This is a genomic window from Rhizobium giardinii bv. giardinii H152 (assembly GCF_000379605.1).
GTDB classification, from domain to species: domain Bacteria; phylum Pseudomonadota; class Alphaproteobacteria; order Rhizobiales; family Rhizobiaceae; genus Pararhizobium; species Pararhizobium giardinii.
The window spans coordinates 33,386-47,239 of sequence record NZ_KB902635.1; the positions used below are offsets into that span (position 1 = coordinate 33,386).

The window sequence follows — 13,854 nt, forward strand, 5'->3', positions numbered from 1 at the left end:
GGCGCGATCTTCCTGCCGTTTCTCGGTTGCGCCGAGGAGCACCACTTACATGGCAGAGAAAATGCTTATCGATGCGTCTCACGCTGAAGAGACGCGCGTCGTTGTCGTACGCGGAAACCGCATAGAAGAGTTCGACTTCGAATCCGAACACAAGAAACAGATCCGCGGCAACATCTACCTCGCGAAAGTTACACGCGTGGAGCCGTCGCTGCAGGCGGCCTTCGTCGATTACGGCGGCAACCGCCACGGCTTCCTGGCCTTCGCGGAAATCCACCCCGACTACTACCAGATCCCCCTCGCCGACCGTCAGGCACTGCTGAAGGCCGAGGCCGAGGAAGCGCGCCGCGACGATGACATCGAGCATGTCGAGACCGGCACGGATCTCGGGCCTGATTCCGACGAGGAAACTGTAGCTGCAACGGAAGAAGCCGCCGTCGAGGCAGCCGAGACCATCGATGTCGTGGCAGAAGCCGTCGAAGTTGCGCCGCAATCAGAAGAAAAGCCGAAGACCAAGGCCAAGCGCCCTCGCCGCACGAAGAAGGCTGCGGCGGAAGCGGCAGAAGCTTCCGCGGAAAGCGCCGACGGCGAGGAAAGCTCGAGCGGCGAAATGGCCGCAATGGTCGATACCGACAGCATCTCGGAAGAGACGCGCGGCCGCCGTCGCAACGCCGATGAAGACGACGACGACGATGGTCACCCGGAAGAAAAGGAAGTCATCGAATCCGTTGGTGCCGAAGACGCCATGGAAGAAGTGCCGGACCGCCAGGTTCGCAAGCCGCGCAAGCAGTATCGCATCCAGGAAGTCATCAAGCGCCGGCAGATCCTGCTGGTGCAGGTGGCCAAGGAAGAACGCGGCAACAAGGGTGCGGCGCTGACCACCTATCTGTCGCTTGCCGGCCGCTATTCGGTGCTGATGCCGAACACGGCACGCGGCGGCGGCATTTCCCGCAAGATCACCAACCTGCCGGACCGCAAGCGCCTGAAGGAAATCGCCCGCGCACTCGACGTGCCGCAGGGCATGGGCGTCATCCTGCGCACCGCCGGTGCCAACCGCACCAAGGTCGAGGTCAAGCGGGACTTTGAATATCTGATGCGCCTGTGGGAAAACGTCCGCACGCTGACTCTGTCCTCGACCGCCCCCTGCCTCGTCTATGAAGAAGGCAGCCTGATCAAGCGTTCGATCCGCGACCTTTACAACAAGGACATCAGCGAGATCATCGTTGCCGGCGAGGAAGGCTACAAGGAAGCCAAGAGCTTCATGAAGATGCTGATGCCGAGCCATGCCAAGGTGGTTCAGCCCTACCGCGACGTGCACCCGATCTTCTCGCGTTCGGGCATCGAAGCCCAGCTCGACCGCATGCTCGTGCCGCAGGTGACGCTGAAGTCCGGCGGCTACATCATCATCAACCAGACCGAAGCGCTGGTGGCGATCGACGTCAACTCCGGCCGCTCGACCCGCGAGCACTCGATCGAGGACACCGCGCTCCAGACCAACCTCGAAGCCGCCGAGGAAGTCGCGCGGCAGCTGCGCCTGCGCGACCTTGCCGGCCTCGTGGTCGTCGACTTCATCGACATGGAAGAAAAGCGCAACAACCGCGCCGTCGAGAAGCGTCTGAAGGATCATCTGAAGAACGACCGGGCCCGCATCCAGGTCGGCCGCATCTCGCATTTCGGCCTGCTCGAAATGTCGCGCCAGCGCATCCGCGCGTCTGTTCTCGAATCGACGATGCAGACCTGCCCCCATTGCAATGGCACCGGCCACGTGCGTTCGCAGTCTTCCGTCGCCCTGCATGTCCTGCGTGGGGTCGAAGAATATCTGTTGAAGAACACCACGCACAACATCACCGTGCGCACGACGCCGGAGATCGCGCTCTACCTGCTCAATCACAAGCGCGGCACGATCGTTGATTATGAAGAGCGCTTCGGCGTCCAGATCATCGTCGAGGCTGATGCCCATGTCGGCGCACAGCATTTTGCCATCGATCGTGGCGAAGCCGTCGAGAATCCGGTCAAGATCGAGCAGATCATCCAGTTCGAACCCGAGCCCGAGGAAGACGACGATATCGTCATCGAAGAGGATATCGAGGACGAAGAAGACGTCGTGGTCGAGGCCAAGGCTGAGCGCGCCGAGCGCGCGCCGGCCGCACAGGACGACGACCAGGGCAACCGCAAGCGCAAGCGTCGCCGCCGGCGTCGTGGCGGTCGCGGCACCGGCCCGAACGGTGAACAGACGTCCGCGGAAGCCGACGCCCGCTCCGACGACATGTCGGATGAGGATGGCGACGAGGACGAAGGCGACGACGATGCCGCTCAGGCAGTTGCCGATGACGCCCAGAATGCCGGGTTGAGCGAGGAAGAACGCCAGAAGCGCAAGCGTCGCCGCCGCGGCAAGCGTGGCGGCCGACGCAACCGGCCGGATGAGGCTGAGGGCGAAAGCATTGTCGCCAGTGCCGAGACCGTGAGCGAGGAGGAGTTGGCGACGGTATCCGACGGATCGCCGTCCACCGAGACCGAGGCGACGGTATCGGCCGCAACCGAAGAGGTGGTGCCCGAAGCACCTGCCATCGTCGAAGAAGAGGCAAAACCGGCCAAGCCGAAGCGCAGCCGCAGCAAGAAAGCCGTCGCTGCCGCTGTTGAGGAAGCGCCGGTTGAGACCGCCGATGCGGAGGCTCAGGCAGCCATAGAGGCACAGCCACAGGACGCGGTGGTCGCTGAAGAACCGGTCGTCGAAAAGGCGGCGGCTTCCCTTGAAGAGACGAAGCCGGCCCGCGCCAACCGCGACATCGACTCGATCGCCAGCGAACCGGTGGTCAAGTCGTCGACCGCCACTGCGGACGGCGACGAGGCGCCGAAGCCCAAGAAGGGCGGCTGGTGGCAGAAGCGCGGCTTCTTCTGAGCAAAATCTGAATAACCAGAACTGAAAAAACCGGCCAAGCGATTGGCCGGTTTTTTAGTGTCCGCCCCTGTTTCATAAGGAACAGCGAAAATACCACGCGCATGGGATTGTCCCGCCGTGGACGAGATGGGCTCGTCCGACGCCAATCGGAGGAGACAAACATGCGATGCTTCGCTATCGCCGCGGCCGTTGCCGCCGTCCCGGCGATTTCCCTCGCGGCACCAATCCACGCCGACAGCTACGGTCGCCAACGCTTCAATGACTATTACTATAAGAGCTATGACACGGCCTATGAGCCGATCTGTGTGGTCCGGAAAATCCGCTCAGTTGACGAACGGGGCAACCCGATCATCCGGAAAGTCCGCATTTGCCGCTGAAGCCTACCGGAGGATATCAAACCACTGCGCGTCCTTTGGGCGCGCATCGCCTCCGGGCTCCACCGCCGGCGGCTCAAAGCTTCACAGTTTGGTTCAGCCTCATCGCTTTCTCAATCCGGAAAATCCGGCAATCAGCTGATATCGTTCGGTAATCACGCCAGCCAGCGGCCGATGCGGTCCATCGCCTCTGCCATGTCGGCCTCGGCGCCCGCATAGGAGAACCGCATGGCGCGGTGCCCTTCCAGCGGGTCGAAGTCCAGCCCGGGCGTTGCCGCGACGTTGATTTCGGCAAGCATCTTCCTGGCAAAATCCATGCTGTCATTGGTGAACCGGCTGACATCGGCGTAGGCGTAGAAGGCGCCGTCCATCGGCGAGGCGATGGAGAAGCCGATCTCGGGCAGACGCTTCAGCAGGAGTTCGCGGTTCGCGGCATAGGATGCCTTGTAGACGTCAAGCTCGGCCTCGGCGCCAAGGGCGGCCTCGGCGGCGATCTGCGACAGTTCCGGCGGCGAGATATAGAGGCTCTGGGCGATGCGTTCGAAGGCACGCACCTGCGTTTGCGGCAACACCATCCAGCCGATCCGCCAGCCGGTCATGCAATAATATTTCGAAAAGGAATTGATGATCACCGCCTCATCGGTGACGCTGAGCGCCGTCGTCTCCTCGCCTGCAAAGGTCAGGCCATGATAGATTTCGTCCGAAATGAAGGCGATCCCGCGCTCATGGCAATAATCGGCCAGTGCCTTCAGTCCTGCCTTGCCGGTGACGGTGCCGGTCGGATTGGCGGGGCTTGCCAGGAGAACGCCGTTCAGCGGTTTTCCGGCTTTCGCCGCCGCTGCCTCGAGACTCTGCGGCGTCAGCGTGAACCCGCTTTCGGCATCCGCCTCGACTTCAACGACCGTCAGGCCGAGCGCCGCCAGGATGTTGCGGTAGGCCGGGTAGCCGGGCCGGGCGATGGCCACGCAGTCGCCGGGGTCGAACAGGGCGAGAAACGCCAGGTTGAAGCCGGCCGACGACCCCGTCGTCACCGCCACCCGCTGCGGATCGACGTCGACGCCATAGCGCGTGCGATAGTGCCTGGCGATCGCGATCCGCAGCGACGACGTTCCAAGCGCATCCGTGTAACCCAGCCGCCCATGCACGAGCGCCGCACGCGCTGCCTCCAATGCGGCCTTCGGTGCCGGATGGCTCGGTTGCCCAACCGCCATTGAAATAACCGGATATCCGGCCTCGCGGCGCTTCGTTGCCTCGGCCAGAACGTCCATGGCGTGAAACGGTTCGACGGAACTGCGGGTAGACAGCGGCTTCAACAGCACATCCTCGATGTTTTTTGACTTCCGCAGCCATTTGCCTGATCGCAATGGGCTTCACAAGTGCGCGAGGCCCGCATTAGCCTCGATTTTGCAGTTTCGTTTGGCGCCGCGCACCCTTATGCTTGCCCACGAATATTCTGTTGTCTTTCAAACAAGCCTGTTGACCCCGCCTTGGCAATTGAACGACAGACCGAACACATAAGAAAAGGCAACGAGGAAGACATGGCATTCAACGCTCGGAAGATTACCGCCGCAACGCTTATCCTGCTTTCGGCGACGGCTGTGCTGCCACAAGGTGCGCAGGCGCTGGATGACAAGCAAAAGCAGGAGATCGGCGAGTTCATCAAGGAATACCTCGTCGCCAATCCGGAAATCCTCCTGGAGGCTCAGCAGGCACTGAAGAAGAAGCAGGCCGACGCGCAGTTGCAGCAGGCCGAAGCTGCCATCAGCGACAATGAAAAGGCGATCTTCCAGTCGAAGTATGACGTGACGCTCGGTAATCCGAACGGCGACGTGACCATCGTCGAATTCTACGACTACAATTGCGGCTATTGCAAACGCGCCCTTTCCGACATGGATACCATTCTCGAAAAAGACAAGAACGTCCGCTTCGTGTTGAAGGAACTGCCGATCCTCGGACCGGATTCGATGGCCGCGCATAAGGTCAGTGCCGCCTTCCGCGACCTTGCGCCGGAGAAATACGGCGACTTCCACCGTGCGCTGCTCGGCGGCGAAGAGCGCGCGACGGAGGAAACCGCAATCGCCGTTGCAGGCAACCTCGGCGTTACTGAAGCCGACCTTCGCAAGAAGATGGACGAGAACACACAGGACGAAGCCGTCAAGGAAGCCTATTCGCTTGCCAACAGCCTTGGGATCACCGGCACGCCTTCCTATGTCGTCGGCCGGGAGGCCGTTTTCGGCGCGGTTGGCGCCGAGGAACTGGAAGCCAAGGTCGCGAATGTCCGCGCCTGCGGCAAGACCATCTGCTGAAAGCCGATTTTGCCGGCAGGATCGCACGTCATCGCTTGTGGACAAAAGCCATGCGGGGCCGTAGGGCTTTTCCTCGCGGAACCATCCGTCTATAGGTAACGCTCGATTATCGGACCCTGACTCAATGCCATCGACAATTTTCGTGCTGAACGGCCCCAACCTCAACGCGCTCGGCAAACGTGAGCCCGGTATTTACGGGGGACAGACACTGGCCGATATCGAAGCGATGTGCGTCGAACACGGCAAGACGCTTGGCCTTGATGTCGTCTGCCGCCAGAGCAATCACGAAGGCGACCTCGTCGACTGGTTCCACGAGGCGGGAAACGTCGCGCAGGGCATTGTCGTCAATGCGGGCGCCTATACCCACACGTCGATCGCGCTCCACGACGCCGCGAAGGCGATCGGCATCCCGGTCATCGAAGTGCACCTTTCCAACGTCCACGCTCGCGAAGAATTCCGGCACAAGTCGATGCTCGCGCCGGCAGCAAAGGGCGTGATTTGCGGCTTCGGCGCAAACAGTTACATTCTCGCGCTCAATGCGCTAAAGACACTCACGCAACAGACGAAATAAAAAGAACACGAGGCTCTCATCCATGGCTGACAAGAAACCCGGCATCGACCAGACGCTGATCCGCGATCTCGCCAACATCCTGAACGAAACCGATCTCACCGAAATCGAGGTGGAACAGGAAGACCTGCGTATCCGCGTATCGCGCGCCGGGGCACCGCAATACGTCTCCGCTCCGGTTCCGGCCATGGCAGCACCGGCTCAGGCTGCTTCAGCCGCTGCCGCCCAGGTGACTGCTGCAGAAAGCGCAAGGGCCTCGAAGAACGCCGTGACCGCGCCGATGGTGGGCACCGCCTATCTGTCGCCCGCTCCGGGTTCGCGGCCCTTCGTCGAAGCCGGCGCTACCGTCAAGGAAGGCCAGACGATCCTGATCATCGAAGCCATGAAAACCATGAACCAGATCCCGGCGCCGCGCTCCGGCCGCGTGGTCGAAATCCTCGTTGAAGACGGCGCGCCGGTTGAATACGGCGAAGCGCTGATCATCATCGAATAGGCCATCACAGATGATTTCCAAGATCCTCATTGCCAATCGCGGCGAAATCGCCCTTCGCGTCCTGCGCGCCTGCAAGGAGCTTGGCATTGCGACGGTCGCGGTCCACTCCACCGCAGACGCCGATGCCATGCATGTCCGCCTCGCCGACGAGAGCGTCTGCATCGGACCGCCACCCTCGCGCGACAGCTATCTGAACATCCACCAGATCGTCGCTGCCTGCGAGATCACCGGCGCCGATGCGGTGCATCCCGGCTACGGCTTCCTGTCTGAAAATGCCAAGTTCGCCGATATCCTCGACGCCCATGGCATCACCTTCATCGGCCCGACCGCCGATCACATCCGCATCATGGGCGACAAGATCACCGCAAAGGAAACGGCCAAGTCGCTCGGCATTCCGGTCGTGCCCGGCTCCGCAGGCGAGGTGAAGCCCGAAAACGCGCTGGCAATCGCCCGCGAAATCGGCTTCCCCGTACTGATCAAGGCGACGGCCGGCGGCGGCGGACGCGGCATGAAGGTGGCGCGCAGCGAGGACGATCTGTCCGAAGCGGTTTCCACTGCGCGTTCCGAGGCTCTGGCTGCGTTCGGCAACGACGCCGTCTACATGGAAAAATACCTCGGCAAGCCGCGCCATATCGAGATCCAGGTGGTCGGCGATGGCGAAGGCAACGCCATCCACCTCGGTGAACGCGACTGCTCGCTACAGCGCCGCCACCAGAAGGTCTGGGAAGAGGCCAACTCCCCCGCGCTCAATGTCGAGCAGCGGATGAAGATCGGCGAAGTCTGCGCCGCGGCGATGCGCAAGCTGAAATACCGCGGCGCCGGCACGATCGAGTTCCTCTACGAGAACGGCGAATTCTATTTCATCGAAATGAACACCCGCCTGCAGGTCGAGCATCCGATCACCGAGGCGATCACCGGCATCGATCTCGTGCACGAACAGATCCGCGTCGCTTCCGGCGCCGGCCTGTCGGTGACACAGGACGAAGTGGTCTTCTCCGGCCATGCCATCGAATGCCGGATCAATGCCGAGGATCCGCGCACCTTCGTGCCCTCGCCCGGCACGATCACGCATTTCCATGCGCCCGGCGGTCTTGGCGTGCGCGTCGATTCCGGCGCCTATCAGGGCTACCGGATCCCGCCATACTACGATAGCCTGATCGGCAAGCTGATTGTGCATGGGCGAACCCGCGTCGAGTGCATGATGCGCCTGCGCCGCGTGCTTGACGAATTCGTCATCGACGGCATCAAGACGACGCTGCCGCTGTTCCAGGACCTGATCAACAATCAGGACATCGCCAACGGCGATTACGACATCCACTGGCTGGAGCATTATCTGGCCCAGCCGTCCGAATGAGGTTTTGAATGAAAGGGACCCGCAGCAGGCAGCCGGAGATCACCCCGGATTTGCTGTTGCGGGCCTATTCCATCGGCCTTTTCCCGATGGCCGATTCGGCCGACGATCCGGAACTTTTCTGGGTGGAGCCGGAACTGCGCGGCATCATCCCGCTCGACAATTTCCACATTTCCAAGAGCCTCGCAAAGACGATGAGGCGCGCGCCCTTCGATATCCGCTACGACACGGCCTTCGAAGAAGTGATAGAAGGTTGCGCCGCCCCTGCCCCGGACCGGCCAACAACCTGGATCAACGCCAAAATCCGCTCGCTCTACGCCACCCTGCATGGCATGGGACATGCCCACACGGTGGAAGCATGGGAGGGTGAGGAACTGGTCGGAGGGCTCTATGGGGTCTCGCTGGGCTCGGCCTTCTTCGGCGAAAGCATGTTCTCGCGCCGCACGGACGCCTCGAAGATCTGCCTCGTCCATCTGGTCGAGCGCCTGCGCACGCGCGGCTTCACGCTGCTCGACACGCAATTCACCACCGAACACCTGAAAAGCTTCGGCGCCATCGACGTGCCCAAGGCGCGCTACGAAAAGATGCTGGCGCGCGCCATCGCCTCACCGCATCTGAAATTCTGAAAATCGGGACGTTCCCTACTGCTTGGCTGCCGTGTCCGGCGGCGGCAGGTCTGACTTTGCCTTGCAACTGTCCAGCCAGACGTCATAGACCGGGTGCTCGACGGCATTCAGGCCGGGGCTGTCGGCAAACATCCAGCCGGTGAAGATGCGGCGGATCTTGCGGTCGAGGGTGATCTCGTCGACCTCGACGAAGGTATCGGTCTTCGGTGCCTCGGTATCGTCGCGGCTGTAGCAGACGCGCGGCGTCACCTGCAGGGCGCCGAATTGAACGGTCTCGCCGATATAGACATCGAAGGTGGTAATGCGGCCGGTGATCTTGTCGATGCCGGAAAAGACCGCGACCGGATTGGTGATGCGCGCAGCCTTCGAAACCGCCGTCATGGAGAAAAGCGCGGTACCGGCAATCGCGAACAGGGCAGCGGCCACAACGGCGCGGCGCATCTGAATTCGCTGATTTGAAACTACCATTTACGCCCGTCTCCCGCGCGATCCCGATCAAAGTACCGGGTATCAGGCGCTAAACATGAAATGTGGCCGAGGCATGGTGCCTCGGGTGCAATCGAAAGCCAGGAAAGTCCCGCCTTCAGATTCGGCTCAGGACCGGGGCGTCCAGGCGTCATAATCGCCGGTTACCCGCGGACGCTCGCCGTTATGGCTGATCGAGCCCTGGGGACGATAGGCGTCGGCCGTACCGGTGGCGTTCACGCGATGCGGCTTCTGCCATTCACGCGGCTTGTAGTTTTCGTCGGCAGGCGAAACATCGGTGCGGTGATGCATCCAGCCATGCCAGCCCGGGGGAATGGCGGAAGCCTCGGCATAGCCGTTATAGATCACCCAGCGGCGGGTGCGACCTTCGGAATCCTTGCCGCCCTCATAATAGACGTTACCTGCCGCATCTTCACCGACCCGCTTGCCGAAGCGCCAGGTATGAAAACGCGTGCCGATCGTCTGTCCATTCCACCAGGTAAAAATCTGCAGCAGAGACTTCATGATGTCCGTCCTTGACCGCGCCAAAACAACGGCGCGGGATATCCTAGAGTGCTGATCCGCTTATGCCGCGCAGCCTGCTCGATGTCCAGTGATTCCGTTGCCGCAGCGAAAAACGACGCCTCACATCGACACAGAACAACATCTGCGCGCTGTCAGCCGAGCGGCTTTTCCATGATGATCGCCGGGATGCCCGACTGGCCGTCGCCGCAATTGGCCGTCTCGCCGATTTTCACGAAACCATGCGCTTCATAGAAGGCCACGGCCGCGTGATTTTCCGGCTCCACTTCGAGCTGCATGAACTCGGCATCGGGAAAGCAGGTTTCGAGCTCGGCGAACATATCGCGGCCGATGCCCTGCCGCTGGAACTTCGGCAGAACATAGAGCTGATGCAGGACGGCGCCCTTCTTCAAGGTTTCGGACATCGCGGCATACGCCATGCCGCCGATGTCCTTGCCGTTGTCCGCCACCAGGAATTCCGCATTCTTGCGGGCAAGCCGCGCCTTCAGCGCCGGCACAGAATGCCACTTCGCCGTCAGTTCAGCGACCTTTTCCGCACCATAAAGCGCGTCATAGGTCGCGTGCCATGTTTCGCCCAGAAGCGCGCTCACCTTGGCAAGATCGCGCTCCGACGCGGTGCGGACAAAGAACACCGCTTAGTCCTCAAGCCCGAGCTTGGCCTTGACGAGGGCCTGCACGGCCTGCGGATTGGCCTTGCCGCCGGTTGCCTTCATAACCTGTCCGACGAACCAGCCGGCAAGCGAGGGCTTCGCCTGCACCTTGGCGACCTGGTCGGGGTTGGCGGCAATGATCTCGTCCACGGCTTTCTCGATCGCGCCGGTGTCGGTCACCTGCTTCATGCCGCGGGATTCGACCAGTTCGGCCGGATCGCCGCCCTCATTCCAGACGATTTCGAACAGGTCCTTGGCGATCTTGCCGGAGATCACTTCCGATTTGATGAGGTCAAGGATCGCCCCGAGCTGAGCGGGAGAAACCGGTGTCTCTTCAATGCCTTTGCCGGCTTTGTTCAAGGCGCCTAGCAGGTCGTTGATCACCCAGTTGGCGGCAATCTTGCCGTCACGGCTGGCGGCAACTGCCTCGAAATAGTCGGCGATCGCCTTTTCCGAAACCAGCACGGAGGCGTCGTAGACCGACAGGCCGAGTTCGCGCACGAAACGCTCTTTCTTATCATCCGGCAGTTCCGGCAGATGCGCCTTCAGGTCCTCGATGAAGGCGTCGTCGAACTCCAGCGGCAGAAGGTCCGGATCGGGGAAATAGCGGTAGTCATGCGCGTCTTCCTTGGAGCGCATGGAGCGGGTCTCGCCCTTGTTCGGATCGAACAGGCGGGTTTCCTGATCGATCGTGCCGCCGTCCTCGAGGATGGCGATCTGGCGGCGGGCTTCGTATTCGATCGCCTGGCCGATGAAGCGGATCGAGTTGACGTTCTTGATCTCGCAGCGCGTGCCGAACCCCTCGCCCGGGCGGCGCACCGAGACGTTGACGTCGGCGCGCATCGAGCCCTCGTCCATGTTGCCGTCGCAGGTGCCGAGATAGCGCACGATCGAGCGCAGCTTGGTCATGTAGGCCTTGGCCTCGTCGGAGGAGCGCATGTCGGGCTTGGAAACGATTTCCATCAGCGCCACGCCGGAGCGGTTGAGGTCGACATAGGACATAGTCGGGTTCTGGTCGTGCATCGACTTGCCGGCATCCTGCTCGAGATGCAGCCGCTCGATGCCGACCTCGACATCCTCGAACTGGCCCTGGCGGTCCGGGCCGACGGAAATGATGATCTTGCCCTCGCCGACGATCGGGTCCTTGAACTGGGAAATCTGATAGCCCTGCGGCAGGTCCGGATAGAAATAGTTCTTGCGGTCGAAGATCGAGCGCTTGTTGATCTTCGCCTTGAGGCCAAGACCGGTGCGCACCGCCTGGCGGACGCATTCCTCGTTGATCACCGGCAGCATGCCGGGCATGGCGGCATCAACCAGCGAAACGTTGGAGTTCGGCGCATTGCCGAAAGTCGTCGACGCACCCGAGAAAAGCTTCGAATTGCTGGTCACCTGGGCATGGACTTCCATGCCGACGATGATTTCCCAATCGCCGGTGGCGCCCGGAATATAGCGTTTCGGATCGGAAATGCGGACATCGACAAGGGTCATGGAAGGCTCTTCTGTAAGCTTAAAATCGTGTTTCTCTGGGTAGAACAATTGACTGGGGGGTGCAAGGCTTGTCACATCGGGCGTAGCGTATTCCGGTCCCGCAGAAGCGTTCGTAGTCCGTTCAGATATGCCTGCCAGAATGAGGCCATGACAGAAAACCTGACCGCAGTCCTCCTCATCCTTTTGATCAATGCCCTTACCTTCGGCGCCTTCTGGTGGGACAAGGACGCCGCGCGCAAGGGGCAATGGCGCGTGCCTGAAAGCCGGCTGCTCTGGCTCGCGCTGATCGGCGGCAGCCCGGGCGCCGTCTTGGCCCAGCGGTTCTTGCGTCACAAGACGCGCAAGGAGCCTTTTCGGACGCAGCTGATGCTCATCTGCGCGATGCACGCTGTTGCCCTCGCCGTATGGTTTTCCGCACCGCTGTGGGCACCGATAGCGCTTGCCGCACTCTCCTTCGCTCACTGACCACCAGCCACGGCAAGCGGGAAACCTTTTGGCATCGAAGCCGCGCATTCTTGACGACGTTGGCGTCTTTCGCTTAAAAATGCGGCCGTCCTTATGGAGTTTTGATGTTCTCCCTGTTTGAGATTGCCTGAGGGCCCTGCCCGCAAATTTCTTTGCGTGCACGGGCCGGAAAACGAAGCCCTGGCGTTCGACTGAACGCCAGACCCGTTTTCATGCGTTCAACGAACGCCTTTCGGATCTCATCATCAATGGACATTTCACGCGACGAACAGCGTATACTTCACCTCATGGCCCAGGGCGGCCGCATCGAAATCATCCGCTCGGACGCAAGTCGATCGAAGAAGCCCGATGCTTCACCCGCGACGGTTGGCTTTACCCGGGTTTCGGCCTGAAAATGTTTCGCAAGCTGAAGCGAAAGAAGGCAATCTCATCATCGGGCGGCAAGCCCTACCGGATCACCCAACGCGGCCTCGTACTCGTGCGCGCGCAGTTGAACAACCGGTGACAGGACATACCGGCGAGAGCGAATTGCCGTTCTCGTCGGATCTCAAAACACGGCGATGATACGCCGCCGTCCAGCTCAAAACCACTGCTGGCCCGATTGAGCAGCAGGCTCTTCCAGCGATTTGCTCATCCCGACCGACTCGATGTCCCTGTCGAGTTTTGGCGCATAGGTCGTCGAAAGCCAGCTGATCGAATATCCGTGCTTGCGGAAGAAGCTGATTGCGGGGGCATTTTGCGAATGGGTCCTGATGACTGCCGCCTCGAACCCTTCGACGAGGATTCGGCGCTCCAGTTCGGCAAGCAGGATGGAGCCAAGGCCGGCGCGTTGCGCCGCGGGCCTTATCCAGAGATCGGAGACATGGCCGTCATTGTCTTCACGCGCTGCCCAGCCGGCGGCTTCGCCGTCGAGCTCGATGACGCTGACCGAAAACCACTTCGATCGCAGAAAGGAGAGAAACGCCACTTCCGCCACGTGGCGCATCGCTGGTGCATCGGCAACGCCCGAGACGGCCTTCTCCCAGGCTTCGAGGCCGATCGCCGCAAGGGCTGGAACTTCATCTTCGCGCGCAAGGCGGACGATCATCATGCGACGTGTCCTTTCCGCCGCAAATAGAGCATCACGGCAACGCTTTTTCCAGACGTACCTTGGCCTGATTCAATCCCAGCGACGGAGAAAAATCCGTGCCTCGCCAGATCTCCGTAAAACCCCGTCTTTTGTAAAGAGACAGAGCCGCCTCGTTGGCTGCATCGGCTTCGATGCTCGCGACGCCCAAAGTTTCAAGGCGCATCCTGACGAGAAACTCGCCAATCAGCGCCGAGCCGACGCCCTTGCCCTGCCAGTGCGGCGCAACCCAGATATCCGAGATGTAGTCCCAGCCACGTGCCCAGTCGCCGGGGTGCTCGCGACTGTCGCGGGCTCCCCAACCGACAATTTCGCCTGCCGTGAAGGCGACGACAACTTCCGCATCCGGCCTTCTGGCAAACGTCAAGAAGCTTTCTTCAACGCGCGTTTCGATATCCTCAGCGTACCAGCTCTGGTGGACGCGGTTCGACTTCCACGCCTCAAATCCTATCCGCGCAACCGCCTCGGCATCCGAGACAGCCATGTCACGAAGACGGAAACCG

At 61.3% G+C, this 13,854-nt stretch carries 15 protein-coding genes and 1 pseudogene; 9 read left to right on the forward strand and 7 right to left on the reverse strand.

All coding sequences use genetic code 11. From position 1 onward, the window contains the following. Nucleotides 1-49: 49 nt before the first annotated feature. A complete protein-coding gene (locus A3AY_RS0111990; protein WP_018325909.1) occupies nucleotides 50-2,896 on the forward strand; it encodes an Rne/Rng family ribonuclease in 2,847 nt (948 codons plus the stop codon). A 161-nt stretch (nucleotides 2,897-3,057) separates the two neighbouring features. Continuing rightward, nucleotides 3,058-3,273 carry a hypothetical protein gene (locus tag A3AY_RS0111995; RefSeq protein WP_018325910.1) on the forward strand — a complete coding sequence of 72 codons (216 nt, stop codon included), beginning with the start codon at nucleotides 3,058-3,060 and terminating at the stop codon, nucleotides 3,271-3,273. Between the two features lie 152 nt (nucleotides 3,274-3,425). Here the strand turns inward: A3AY_RS0111995 and A3AY_RS0112000 are convergent, their stop codons facing one another. Next, complete coding sequence (locus A3AY_RS0112000; protein WP_051108345.1) at nucleotides 3,426-4,538, reverse strand: pyridoxal phosphate-dependent aminotransferase; 1,113 nt, start codon at nucleotides 4,536-4,538, stop codon at nucleotides 3,426-3,428. 270 nt (nucleotides 4,539-4,808) lie between these two features. Here A3AY_RS0112000 and A3AY_RS0112005 point away from each other — a divergent pair, with 270 nt between their 5' ends. The 5 genes from A3AY_RS0112005 to aat all read left to right on the forward strand — a co-directional run bounded on the left by A3AY_RS0112005 (nucleotide 4,809) and on the right by aat (nucleotide 8,614). After that, entirely contained in the window at nucleotides 4,809-5,576 is a 768-nt protein-coding gene (locus A3AY_RS0112005) for a DsbA family protein (protein ID WP_018325912.1), read from the forward strand. Nucleotides 5,577-5,700: 124 nt separating this feature from the next. Beyond that, nucleotides 5,701-6,147 carry a type II 3-dehydroquinate dehydratase gene (aroQ, locus tag A3AY_RS0112010; protein WP_018325913.1) on the forward strand — a complete coding sequence of 149 codons (447 nt, stop codon included), beginning with the start codon at nucleotides 5,701-5,703 and terminating at the stop codon, nucleotides 6,145-6,147. A 22-nt stretch (nucleotides 6,148-6,169) separates the two neighbouring features. Continuing rightward, nucleotides 6,170-6,637 carry an acetyl-CoA carboxylase biotin carboxyl carrier protein gene (gene accB, locus A3AY_RS0112015; protein ID WP_018325914.1) on the forward strand — a complete coding sequence of 156 codons (468 nt, stop codon included), beginning with the start codon at nucleotides 6,170-6,172 and terminating at the stop codon, nucleotides 6,635-6,637. Nucleotides 6,638-6,647: 10 nt separating this feature from the next. Then, nucleotides 6,648-7,991 (forward strand): acetyl-CoA carboxylase biotin carboxylase subunit, encoded by a 1,344-nt coding sequence (accC, locus tag A3AY_RS0112020; RefSeq protein WP_018325915.1) that lies wholly within the window; start codon nucleotides 6,648-6,650, stop codon nucleotides 7,989-7,991. Between the two features lie 8 nt (nucleotides 7,992-7,999). After that, nucleotides 8,000-8,614 (forward strand): leucyl/phenylalanyl-tRNA--protein transferase, encoded by a 615-nt coding sequence (gene aat / locus A3AY_RS0112025; protein ID WP_018325916.1) that lies wholly within the window; start codon nucleotides 8,000-8,002, stop codon nucleotides 8,612-8,614. Nucleotides 8,615-8,629: 15 nt separating this feature from the next. Here the strand turns inward: aat and A3AY_RS0112030 are convergent, their stop codons facing one another. From A3AY_RS0112030 to gatB, 4 genes are all read right to left on the reverse strand, one after another. After that, nucleotides 8,630-9,082 carry a DUF2155 domain-containing protein gene (locus tag A3AY_RS0112030; protein WP_018325917.1) on the reverse strand — a complete coding sequence of 151 codons (453 nt, stop codon included), beginning with the start codon at nucleotides 9,080-9,082 and terminating at the stop codon, nucleotides 8,630-8,632. Nucleotides 9,083-9,208: 126 nt separating this feature from the next. Continuing rightward, the gene (locus tag A3AY_RS0112035) at nucleotides 9,209-9,604 is read right to left on the reverse strand and encodes an NADH:ubiquinone oxidoreductase subunit NDUFA12 (protein WP_026203367.1); all 396 of its coding nucleotides are present in this window, start codon (nucleotides 9,602-9,604) and stop codon (nucleotides 9,209-9,211) included. Between the two features lie 152 nt (nucleotides 9,605-9,756). Continuing rightward, nucleotides 9,757-10,254, reverse strand: a complete 498-nt coding sequence (locus A3AY_RS0112040; protein WP_018325919.1) for a GNAT family N-acetyltransferase — start codon at nucleotides 10,252-10,254, stop codon at nucleotides 9,757-9,759. A 3-nt stretch (nucleotides 10,255-10,257) separates the two neighbouring features. Next, complete coding sequence (gene gatB, locus A3AY_RS0112045; protein ID WP_018325920.1) at nucleotides 10,258-11,760, reverse strand: Asp-tRNA(Asn)/Glu-tRNA(Gln) amidotransferase subunit GatB; 1,503 nt, start codon at nucleotides 11,758-11,760, stop codon at nucleotides 10,258-10,260. Nucleotides 11,761-11,907: 147 nt separating this feature from the next. Here gatB and A3AY_RS0112050 point away from each other — a divergent pair, with 147 nt between their 5' ends. Continuing rightward, nucleotides 11,908-12,225, forward strand: coding sequence for a DUF1294 domain-containing protein (locus tag A3AY_RS0112050; protein ID WP_018325921.1), 318 nt, complete (start codon nucleotides 11,908-11,910; stop codon nucleotides 12,223-12,225). Between the two features lie 248 nt (nucleotides 12,226-12,473). Then, nucleotides 12,474-12,730 (forward strand): annotated as a pseudogene (locus A3AY_RS35155) (YjhX family toxin). A 75-nt stretch (nucleotides 12,731-12,805) separates the two neighbouring features. On the opposite strand, the gene A3AY_RS0112060 reads toward A3AY_RS35155, so the two are convergent. Together A3AY_RS0112060 and A3AY_RS0112065 are read right to left on the reverse strand one after the other, a co-directional pair. Then, complete coding sequence (locus A3AY_RS0112060; RefSeq protein ID WP_018325922.1) at nucleotides 12,806-13,315, reverse strand: GNAT family N-acetyltransferase; 510 nt, start codon at nucleotides 13,313-13,315, stop codon at nucleotides 12,806-12,808. A gap of 31 nt (nucleotides 13,316-13,346) precedes the next feature. Continuing rightward, entirely contained in the window at nucleotides 13,347-13,835 is a 489-nt protein-coding gene (locus A3AY_RS0112065; RefSeq protein WP_018325923.1) for a GNAT family N-acetyltransferase, read from the reverse strand. Nucleotides 13,836-13,854: the final 19 nt, after the last annotated feature.

What these genes read in the sequence shown, in the direction of transcription:
- A3AY_RS0111990 (WP_018325909.1), top strand. Translation starts at nt 50, where the DNA reads ATGGCAGAGAAAATGCTTATCGATGCGTCTCACGCTGAAGAGACGCGC.
- A3AY_RS0111995 (WP_018325910.1), top strand. Translation starts at nt 3,058, where the DNA reads ATGCGATGCTTCGCTATCGCCGCGGCCGTTGCCGCCGTCCCGGCGATT.
- A3AY_RS0112000 (WP_051108345.1), bottom strand. Translation starts at nt 4,538, where the DNA reads ATGGACGTTCTGGCCGAGGCAACGAAGCGCCGCGAGGCCGGATATCCG.
- A3AY_RS0112005 (WP_018325912.1), top strand. Translation starts at nt 4,809, where the DNA reads ATGGCATTCAACGCTCGGAAGATTACCGCCGCAACGCTTATCCTGCTT.
- aroQ (WP_018325913.1), top strand. Translation starts at nt 5,701, where the DNA reads ATGCCATCGACAATTTTCGTGCTGAACGGCCCCAACCTCAACGCGCTC.
- accB (WP_018325914.1), top strand. Translation starts at nt 6,170, where the DNA reads ATGGCTGACAAGAAACCCGGCATCGACCAGACGCTGATCCGCGATCTC.
- accC (WP_018325915.1), top strand. Translation starts at nt 6,648, where the DNA reads ATGATTTCCAAGATCCTCATTGCCAATCGCGGCGAAATCGCCCTTCGC.
- aat (WP_018325916.1), top strand. Translation starts at nt 8,000, where the DNA reads ATGAAAGGGACCCGCAGCAGGCAGCCGGAGATCACCCCGGATTTGCTG.
- A3AY_RS0112030 (WP_018325917.1), bottom strand. Translation starts at nt 9,082, where the DNA reads ATGGTAGTTTCAAATCAGCGAATTCAGATGCGCCGCGCCGTTGTGGCC.
- A3AY_RS0112035 (WP_026203367.1), bottom strand. Translation starts at nt 9,604, where the DNA reads ATGAAGTCTCTGCTGCAGATTTTTACCTGGTGGAATGGACAGACGATC.
- gatB (WP_018325920.1), bottom strand. Translation starts at nt 11,760, where the DNA reads ATGACCCTTGTCGATGTCCGCATTTCCGATCCGAAACGCTATATTCCG.
- A3AY_RS0112050 (WP_018325921.1), top strand. Translation starts at nt 11,908, where the DNA reads ATGACAGAAAACCTGACCGCAGTCCTCCTCATCCTTTTGATCAATGCC.
- A3AY_RS0112060 (WP_018325922.1), bottom strand. Translation starts at nt 13,315, where the DNA reads ATGATGATCGTCCGCCTTGCGCGCGAAGATGAAGTTCCAGCCCTTGCG.
- A3AY_RS0112065 (WP_018325923.1), bottom strand. Translation starts at nt 13,835, where the DNA reads ATGGCTGTCTCGGATGCCGAGGCGGTTGCGCGGATAGGATTTGAGGCG.